1 protein-coding gene is annotated in these 2300 nt (G+C 57.5%); it reads left to right on the top strand.

The genetic code is table 11. The annotated features are described in order from the left end of the window. Positions 1-2105: polyribonucleotide nucleotidyltransferase (gene pnp / locus QMM04_RS22225; RefSeq protein WP_282997071.1), on the top strand; the 2105-nt coding region annotated here is incomplete at its 5' end. Positions 2106-2300 lie beyond the last annotated feature (195 nt).

Consider the following 2300-nt stretch of genomic DNA (forward strand, 5'->3'; position numbering starts at 1 on the left):
AATATGGTCAGCATACCGTCACGCTGGAAACCGGCATGATGGCGCGCCAGGCCACCGCAGCAGTAATGGTAAGCATGGACGACACCGCGGTATTCGTTACCGTCGTGGGCCAGAAAAAAGCCAAAGCCGGTCAGGACTTCTTCCCTCTGACAGTGAACTATCAGGAGCGTACTTACGCCGCTGGCCGTATTCCGGGCAGCTTCTTCCGTCGTGAAGGCCGTCCAAGCGAAGGCGAAACCCTGATTGCGCGTCTGATTGACCGCCCGGTGCGTCCGCTGTTCCCGGAAGGTTTTGTTAACGAAGTACAGGTTATCGCGACTGTGGTATCCGTGAACCCGCAGGTTAACCCGGACATCGTTGCGATGATCGGTGCTTCTGCTGCGCTGTCACTGTCTGGTATTCCGTTCAACGGCCCAATCGGTGCGGCACGCGTTGGTTACATCAACGATCAGTACGTGCTGAACCCAACCGCGGATGAGATCAAACAGTCTCGTCTGGATCTGGTGGTTGCCGGTACGCAGAATGCAGTGCTGATGGTGGAATCTGAAGCGGACATCCTGACCGAAGATCAGATGCTGGGTGCTGTGGTGTTCGGCCACGACCAGCAGCAGGTTGTGATTGAAAACATCAATGCGCTGGTGGCCGAAGCCGGCAAACCACGCTGGGACTGGCAGCCAGAGCCGGCGAACGATGCGCTGATCGCACGCGTTGCCGCCCTGGCCGAAGCGCGCATCAGCGATGCGTACCGCATCACTGACAAGCAGGAGCGCTATGCGCAGGTTGGCGTCATCAAAGACGAAACCATCGCCGCACTGCTGGCTGAAGACGAAACGCTGGATGATGCCGAAATCGGTGACATCGTACACAGCCTGGAAAAGAACGTGGTGCGTACCCGTATCCTGAACGGCGAACCGCGTATCGATGGCCGTGAAAAAGATATGATCCGTGGTCTGGACGTGCGCACTGGCGTACTGCCGCGTACCCACGGTTCTGCGCTGTTTACCCGTGGTGAAACGCAGGCGCTGGTCGCTGCCACCCTCGGTACCGCGCGTGACGCACAGAATCTCGATGAGCTGATGGGCGAGCGGACTGACAGCTTCCTGTTCCACTACAACTTCCCTCCGTACTCCGTGGGCGAAACCGGTATGGTTGGCTCACCGAAGCGTCGTGAAATTGGTCACGGGCGTCTGGCGAAGCGTGGCGTGCTGGCAGTGATGCCTAAACAGGATGCGTTCCCGTACACCGTGCGCGTCGTGTCTGAAATCACCGAATCGAACGGTTCTTCTTCTATGGCTTCCGTGTGCGGTGCATCACTGGCACTGATGGACGCTGGTGTACCGATCAAAGCGGCCGTTGCCGGTATCGCGATGGGTCTGGTGAAAGAAGACGAGAAGTTCGTGGTGCTGTCTGACATCCTCGGCGACGAAGATCACCTCGGCGATATGGACTTCAAAGTAGCCGGTAGCCGTGAAGGTATCACCGCGCTGCAGATGGACATCAAAATTGAAGGTATCACCCGCGAAATCATGCAGGTGGCACTGAACCAGGCCAAGGGTGCGCGTCTGCACATTCTGAGCGTGATGGAACAGGCGATCAGCACGCCGCGTCAGGAGATCTCCGAGTTCGCGCCGCGCATCTACACCATCAAGATCAACTCAGACAAGATCAAAGACGTCATCGGTAAAGGCGGCTCGGTTATCCGTGCGCTGACTGAAGAGACCGGCACCACCATCGAAATCGAAGATGATGGCACCGTGAAGATCGCAGCGACCGACGGCCTGAAAGCCAAAGAAGCGATTCGCCGCATCGAAGAGATCACCGCTGAGATCGAAGTGGGCCGTATCTACGCCGGTAAAGTGACCCGTATCGTTGATTTCGGTGCCTTCGTGGCGATCGGCGGCGGTAAAGAAGGTCTGGTACACATTTCTCAGATCGCCGACAAGCGCGTAGAGAAAGTGACCGATTACCTGCAGATGGGTCAGGAAGTGCCAGTTAAAGTGATGGAAGTGGATCGTCAGGGCCGCGTTCGTCTCAGCATCAAAGAAGCGACAGAGCAGAAGCCAGCAGAAGAAACCGCTGCGGTGACGACGCCTGACGCCGAGTAAGCGTTTTTCCTGATCAGCCGCTCCCTGCCAGCTGGCGGGGAGCGGTGTTTGTATACCCGGAATGCGTGGCGCGCTGGTCAGCGTGTCAGTGCAGCTGAAGCAGGACGGGTATCATCGCGAGGGCGGGAACCCTTGTGCATAGCAGGCGGATGACAGGATGGTTATCCCAATGTTTGTATTCGGGAGTGGGAAATG

Origin of the sequence: Pantoea sp. Pa-EAmG (genome assembly GCF_030024295.1) — a bacterium.
Classification (GTDB): domain Bacteria; phylum Pseudomonadota; class Gammaproteobacteria; order Enterobacterales; family Enterobacteriaceae; genus Pantoea; species Pantoea dispersa.